At 68.4% G+C, this 6,235-nt stretch carries 6 protein-coding genes and 1 pseudogene; 6 read left to right on the forward strand and 1 reads right to left on the reverse strand.

Annotated features, from left to right (window positions below; translation table 11 throughout):
* Nucleotides 1-227 (forward strand): annotated as a pseudogene (locus ISO4_RS16535) (hypothetical protein); the annotation flags it as partial.
* Here ISO4_RS16535 and nadB read toward each other — a convergent pair.
* On the reverse strand, nucleotides 228-1,823 hold the full coding sequence (gene nadB, locus ISO4_RS16540; RefSeq protein WP_142950088.1) for an L-aspartate oxidase: 1,596 nt from the start codon (nucleotides 1,821-1,823) through the stop codon (nucleotides 228-230). It abuts the pseudogene before it with no gap.
* A gap of 148 nt (nucleotides 1,824-1,971) precedes the next feature.
* Between nadB and rpoE the strand changes: the two genes are divergently transcribed.
* Genes rpoE through ISO4_RS16565 form a run of 5 tightly spaced genes read left to right on the forward strand, consistent with a single transcriptional unit; the run spans nucleotide 1,972 to nucleotide 6,186 of the window.
* Nucleotides 1,972-2,556, forward strand: coding sequence for an RNA polymerase sigma factor RpoE (gene rpoE, locus ISO4_RS16545; protein WP_142950089.1), 585 nt, complete (start codon nucleotides 1,972-1,974; stop codon nucleotides 2,554-2,556).
* Nucleotides 2,557-2,560: 4 nt separating this feature from the next.
* The gene (locus tag ISO4_RS16550) at nucleotides 2,561-3,190 is read left to right on the forward strand and encodes a sigma-E factor negative regulatory protein (protein ID WP_194856944.1); all 630 of its coding nucleotides are present in this window, start codon (nucleotides 2,561-2,563) and stop codon (nucleotides 3,188-3,190) included.
* Between the two features lie 4 nt (nucleotides 3,191-3,194).
* Nucleotides 3,195-4,169 carry a MucB/RseB C-terminal domain-containing protein gene (locus tag ISO4_RS16555; RefSeq protein WP_194856945.1) on the forward strand — a complete coding sequence of 325 codons (975 nt, stop codon included), beginning with the start codon at nucleotides 3,195-3,197 and terminating at the stop codon, nucleotides 4,167-4,169.
* Nucleotides 4,166-4,657 carry a SoxR reducing system RseC family protein gene (locus ISO4_RS16560; RefSeq protein ID WP_194856946.1) on the forward strand — a complete coding sequence of 164 codons (492 nt, stop codon included), beginning with the start codon at nucleotides 4,166-4,168 and terminating at the stop codon, nucleotides 4,655-4,657. Before ISO4_RS16555 ends, ISO4_RS16560 begins: the two co-directional genes overlap by 4 nt.
* Before the next feature lie 41 nt (nucleotides 4,658-4,698).
* Nucleotides 4,699-6,186, forward strand: coding sequence for a DegQ family serine endoprotease (locus tag ISO4_RS16565; RefSeq protein WP_194856947.1), 1,488 nt, complete (start codon nucleotides 4,699-4,701; stop codon nucleotides 6,184-6,186).
* The last annotated feature ends 49 nt before the right edge of the window (nucleotides 6,187-6,235 follow it).

Raw genomic sequence — 6,235 nt, forward strand, 5'->3', positions numbered from 1 at the left:
GGCGCCCGGCCACGCCGCGCAGCGTGGACGTCACCCCCGGCGCCGTGCGGCTGAGCCTGCGCGACGGCCGCCGGGTGACCCTGACGCCGCCGTTCCGGGTGATGTTGCGCGAGCACTGGCTGGCCCTGCACTGCCCGCGCCGGGGCTGGGTGTGGGTGTTCCCGGACCAGGCCGGCCCGGCGGCGCTGACGCCGCTGCGCCAGGTGCTCTACCTGCAGCGCCGCTGATCAGGGCCGCCCCGGCACCAGCACCGAATCCTTGCCGACCGGGTCCGCGTCCGGGAATTCACGCATGAAGTGCAGGCCCCGGCTTTCCTTGCGCTGCAGCGCCGAGCGGATAATCAGATCGGCGATCACCACCAGATTACGCAGCTCCAGCAGGTCGTTGCTGATGTGGTAATTGCTGTAATACTCGGTGATTTCCTTTTTCAGCATCTCCACCCGGTGCTGGGCCCGCTCCAGGCGCTTGGTGGTGCGCACGATGCCCACATAGTCCCACATAAAGCGGCGCAGCTCGTCCCAGTTGTGGCTGATCACCACGTCTTCGTCGGAGTCGGTCACCTTGGAATCGTCCCAGGGCGCCGCCTCGCGGGGCTCGGGCAGGTCGTGCAGATGCTCGCCGATATGCTCCGCCACGGCGCGGCCGTAGACGAAGCACTCCAGCAGGGAATTGCTGGCCATGCGGTTGGCGCCGTGCAGGCCGGTGAAGCCGGTTTCGCCGAGCGCGTACAGCCCGGGCACGTCGGTGCGCCCGTCGCGGTCGATGATCACGCCGCCGCAGGTGTAGTGCGCCGCCGGCACCACCGGAATCGGATCGCGGGTGATGTCCAGCCCCAGCTGCAGGCACTTGGCGTACACGGTGGGGAAGTGCTCGATGATGAAATCCGCCGGCTTGTGGCTGATGTCCAGATACAGACAGTCCGCGCCCAGACGCTTCATTTCATGGTCGATGGCGCGCGCCACCACGTCCCGGGGCGCCAGCTCGGCGCGCTCGTCGAAGCGCGGCATGAAACGCTCGCCGTTGGGCAGCAGCAGGCGGCCGCCTTCGCCGCGGATCGCCTCGGTGATCAAAAAGCTCTTCGCCTTGGGGTGGTACAGGCAGGTGGGGTGGAACTGCATGAATTCCATGTTCGCCACCCGGCAGCCGGCGCGCCACGCCATGGCGATGCCGTCGCCGGTGGCCACGTCCGGGTTGGAGGTATACAGGTACACCTTGGAGGCGCCGCCGGTGGCCAGCACCACAGAGCGCGCCAGAATCACGTCGGTTTCGCCGGTTTTGATGTTGTGCACATAGGCCCCGCAGCAACGACGTTCGCTGTTGTGCTCCTGCAGAATCAGGTCCACGGCGACCCGGTGCTCAAAAAGCTGTACATTGTCGCGCTCCTTGACGCGGTCGATCAGCGTGCTGGAGATCGCCACCCCGGTGGCGTCGGCGGCGTGGATGATGCGCCGGTGGCTGTGGCCGCCCTCGCGGGTCAGGTGGTAGGGCAGGGGATTGGCCTCCGAGCCCTCCAGGCGGGTAAAGTCCACCCCCTGGTCGATCAGCCAGCGAATCGCGCGCGGCCCGTTTTCCACCGTGTAGCGCACCGCGTCGTCATGGCACAGGCCGCCGCCGGCCAGGTGGGTGTCGCGCACGTGGCTTTCCAGGGAGTCGTCGCTGTCGAGCACCGCGGCCACGCCGCCCTGGGCGTAGTAAGTGCTTGCATGGGTGAGTTCACCCTTGGACAGCAGCGCCGCCTGCACGCCGTCGGGCAGGCCCAGGGCCACGGTAAGGCCGGCGGCGCCGGAGCCGATGATCAGAACGTCGTAGCGGAAGGTGGCCATGAAGCCTCTTTAGCTGGGGAAATGTTGAACCAATGTGAAAACCGGTGCTTCCGGAGGCGCTAGTATAGCCGCCCGTGGAACACCTGATACAATACCGCGTTTTACCCTCCGCCAGGCTGGGAACAGTGATACCTTGACGGGAGCCCCGGTGTCAGACGAACAGTTGGTCAAGAAAGCCAAGAGCGGCGATCAGCGCGCCTTCGAGGTGCTGGTGCTCAAGTACCAGCAGCGTATCTTCGCGCTGATCAGCCGCTATGTGCGTGACCACGACGAGGTCCAGGACGTCGCCCAGGAAGCCTTTATCAAAGCCTGGCGCGCGCTGCCCCGTTTCCGTGGCGACAGTGCCTTTTACACCTGGCTCTATCGGATCGCCGTGAACACCGCCAAGAACCATCTGGTGTCGTTGAGCCGCCGTCCGCCGGGCTCCGACCTGGATGCCGCCGAGGCGGAGCAGTACAGTGGCGCGGAGATGCTCCATGAAATTGGAACCCCGGAGTCGCATCTGTTGTCCGATGAGTTGGAGGCAGTTATCCACAAGTCCATCGAGGAGCTGCCCCAGGAGCTGAGGACCGCCGTCACCTTGCGTGAATTCGAAGGTCTCAGCTATGAGGATATCGCGGCGGTCATGGAGTGCCCGGTGGGAACCGTTCGTTCCCGCATTTTCCGGGCCCGTGAAGCCATCGATGAAGCGGTGCGTCCCCTGCTCGGGTCGCAGCGCGGCGACAGAGGGTGACGACATGAACAGGGACTACGAAGCGCTTTCCGCCTTCCTGGACGGCGAAACCAACGAACTGGAAACCCGGCGCGTACTGCGCGACCTGGACCAGGCCGATATCGCGACCCTGGGTCGCTGGCAACTGGCCAGCGATACCCTGCGCGGGCACGCCAGCCGGGAAGTGCCGCCGGCGTTCAACGCACGGCTCTCCGCCGCCCTGGCGGCGGAATCGAAGCCCGCCAAGCGGGCCGGCATGATGGGCGGCTTTGCCCGGGTGGCGGTGGCCGCCTCCGTGGCCGCCGCCACCGTGATCGGCTGGCAGTACTGGAGCGTGCCCGCCGGCAACGGCGCGGCGGCGCCCACCATGGCCGCCAATGACGGCGCCGCGCCGTCCGCGCCCACCGGCAGCGCCACCATCGGCGCCACCCCGGTCGCCGCCGAGCAGCGCCTCACGCGGCCGTTCGGCGAGACCTCCCTGGTGGCGCAGGGCGCCCGTCAGGGCGAGCGCGCCACCGGCACCGTCAACACCGCCCAGCCGCGGGTGAACGCCATGCTGCTGCGCCACAGTGAATTCACCGCTCGCCACAGCAGCCAGGGCATGATGCCCTACGCCCGCCTGGTGAGCATGGACGCCCGCAACGGAGCACGCTAACGAAATGATGCGGACCCTCGCCCTCGGCCTCGCTCTGGCCGCCCCCCTCGCCGCACCCGTCGCGATTGCCGACCCCACGCCCGCCCAGGCGCTGCTGGAGGAGATGACCGAAGCCTCCCAGCAGCTGCAGTACCGGGGCCGCTTTCTGTATCAGCTGGGTGGCGAGGTGAGCACCATGGAGCTGAGCCACGCGGTGATCGACGGCAAGCAGTACCAGCGCCTCACCCACCTCGACGGCCGCCTGGTGGAAGTGCTGCAACTGGGCGATGAAGTGGTGTGCCTGCACCCCAACGGCACCCTGACCCGCATCAATGACAACGACACCGGCCTGCTGGCGTTCCGCGACCGGCTGTCCTCATCGATTCCCGAACAATACAACGTACTGGTGGACGGCGACGGCCGCGTGGCCGGCCGCGTCACCACCCGCATGCGCGTGGCGCCGCTGGACAACCACCGCTACGGCTACCGGCTGTGGGTGGACCGCGACAGCAGCCTGCTGCTGAAATCCGAAATGGTGGACGCCAGCGGCCTGGCCGTGGAGCGCGTCGAGTTCGTGTCCCTGGATCTGGAGCCGGGCCTGGAGCGTTCCGATTTCCAGCTGCCCAAGGTGATCGCCGAGCGCTCCCTGGAGAGCGTGGCCGCGGCCAGCCCCGAGCGCGTGCACGTGGAAGCCGGCTGGCTGCCGTCCGGCTTTGAAGCCGCCGACCGCGACTGGCGGCGGGTGGCGGACCTGCGCCAGCCGGTCACCGCGCAAAGCTACACCGACGGCCTGGCCACCTTTACTCTGTTCGTGGAGAGCGTGGCCAGCGATCAGGTGGAAGAGGGCGTCAGCCGCGTCGGCCCCACCGTGGCGATCAGCCGGGTGCAGAACCTGGACCAGCGCGTCTACCTGATGACCCTGGTGGGCGAAATTCCGCAGCCCACCGCCGAACGCATCATGGAAGCGGTGGCGATTCGCGCCACGGACAAACGGCCATGATAGAAGAGCAGGGGCGCGTGGTGGCCCGTGAGCCCGGAGCGATCTGGGTGGAAACGGTGCGCGCCGGCACCTGCTCGTCGTGCCAGGCCCGCCAGGGCTGCGGGCACAGCGTGATCAACCGCCAGGCCGCCGGCCAGCGCGCCCGCCTGCGGGTGGTCACCGATCTCAGTTTTCGCGACGGCGACCCGGTGGTGATCGGGGTGCCGGAAAAAGCAGTGCTCTACGGCGCCCTCTGGGTGTACGCCCTGCCGCTGGCGCTGCTGTTCGGCGGCGCTCTGCTGGGCGACGCGCTGTCGTTGACGCTGGCCGGGCGCGCCGTGGACGGCGCCGCGCTGTTCGGCGTCGGCGGCCTGCTTCTGGGCTTCCTGATCACCCGCCTGCACGGTCGCCGTGTCGCCGGCGCCGGGCGCTATCAGCCGCGCGTGCTGAGCCGCCCGGGCGGCGCCGCCGACGCTGAAACCACGATCCGGGTGCGGCCCGCGCGCTGACCCCGGCCTGAACCTAGAACAGGGTAGAAGGGAGCCTTTCCATGGGGATAACGCATCGTATTGTGTTGATGCTGGCCTTGGCCGGCGTGCTTGCCGCCTGCGGCCAGGACACCGACAACACCACCAAGCAGGACACCAGTGACAGCCGCGACACGGCGCCGGTGCGCGCCGACGCCGGTGACGGCGAGCCGCTGGTCACCGGCCTGCCGGACTTCACCGCCCTGGTGAAGAAAGAAGCGCCGGCGGTGGTCAACATCAGCACCGTCACCCGCCGCGAGCGCAGCCAGCAGTCGCAGATGGACCAGCTTCCCGAAATGTTCCGCCGCTTCTTCGACGAATTCGGCGGCGGCCCGGGCGGTCCCGGTGGTGCCCCGGCACCCCGTTCGGAAACGGAGTCGCTGGGCTCCGGCTTCATTATTTCCAGCGACGGCTATGTGCTGACCAACTACCACGTGGTCGGCGAAGCGGACGAGATCGTGGTGCGTCTGCAGGACCGCCGCGAACTGGACGCCGAGCTGATCGGCTCCGATCCGCAGAGCGACCTGGCGTTGATCAAGGTGGACGCCAGCGACCTGCCGGTGGTGGACATCGGCTCCTCCGACGACCTGCAGGTGGGCGAATGGGTGCTGGCCATCGGCGCGCCGTTCGGCTTCGACAGCTCGGTGACCGCCGGCATCGTCAGCGCCAAGGGCCGCAGCCTGCCCACCGACAACTACGTGCCCTTCATTCAGACCGACGTGGCCATCAACCCGGGTAACAGCGGCGGCCCGCTGTTCAACCTCAACGGCCAGGTGGTCGGCATCAACTCGCAGATCGTCAGCCGCTCCGGCGGCTACATGGGCCTGAGCTTCGCCATTCCCATCGACCTGGCCATGGACGTGGCCGACCAGCTCAAGGAAACCGGCGAAGTCAGCCGCGGCTGGCTGGGCGTGCTGATCCAGGAAGTGGACCGCGATCTGGCCGAATCCTTCGGCCTCGACAAGCCCATGGGCGCCCTGGTGGCCCAGGTGCAGAGCGGCTCGCCGGCGGCGGAAGCCGGCCTGCAGCCCGGCGACGTGATCATCGCCTTCAACGGCCGTGAAATTCAGCGCTCCGCGCAGCTGCCCAAGTGGGTGGGCGCGCTCAAGGCCGGCACCGAGGCGGAAATGACCGTGGTGCGCGACGGCGACGAAAAGACCCTGGAAGTGACCGTCGGCGAGCTGCCGGACAACCCCCAGGCGGGCATGGCCGGCCAGCCGGACCAGGACCAGGGTGAATCCGACAAGCTGGGCCTGGAAGTGCGCGCCGCCAGCGCCGCCGAGCTGGCGCGGGTCAAGGCCGATCACGGCGTGGTGATCACCGGCGTCCAGGACGGCCCCGCCGCCCGCGCCGGGCTGAGCAGCGGCGACCTGCTGGTGAGCCTCAACGGCAAGCCGGTGGACAGCCTGGACGCCTACCGGGAGATCGCCGCCGACCTGCCCGACGAGGGCACCGTGCCGGCCCTGGTCAACCGCGACGGCAACGCCCGTTTCGTCGCCATCAAGCTCTGAAGGTGAGTGCTCTCCAGAAAGGCCGCGCCGGGATCGGGTGGGCCCGTCC

The sequence above is a fragment of the Alloalcanivorax venustensis ISO4 genome (assembly GCF_015356855.1).
GTDB lineage: Bacteria > Pseudomonadota > Gammaproteobacteria > Pseudomonadales > Alcanivoracaceae > Alloalcanivorax > Alloalcanivorax venustensis.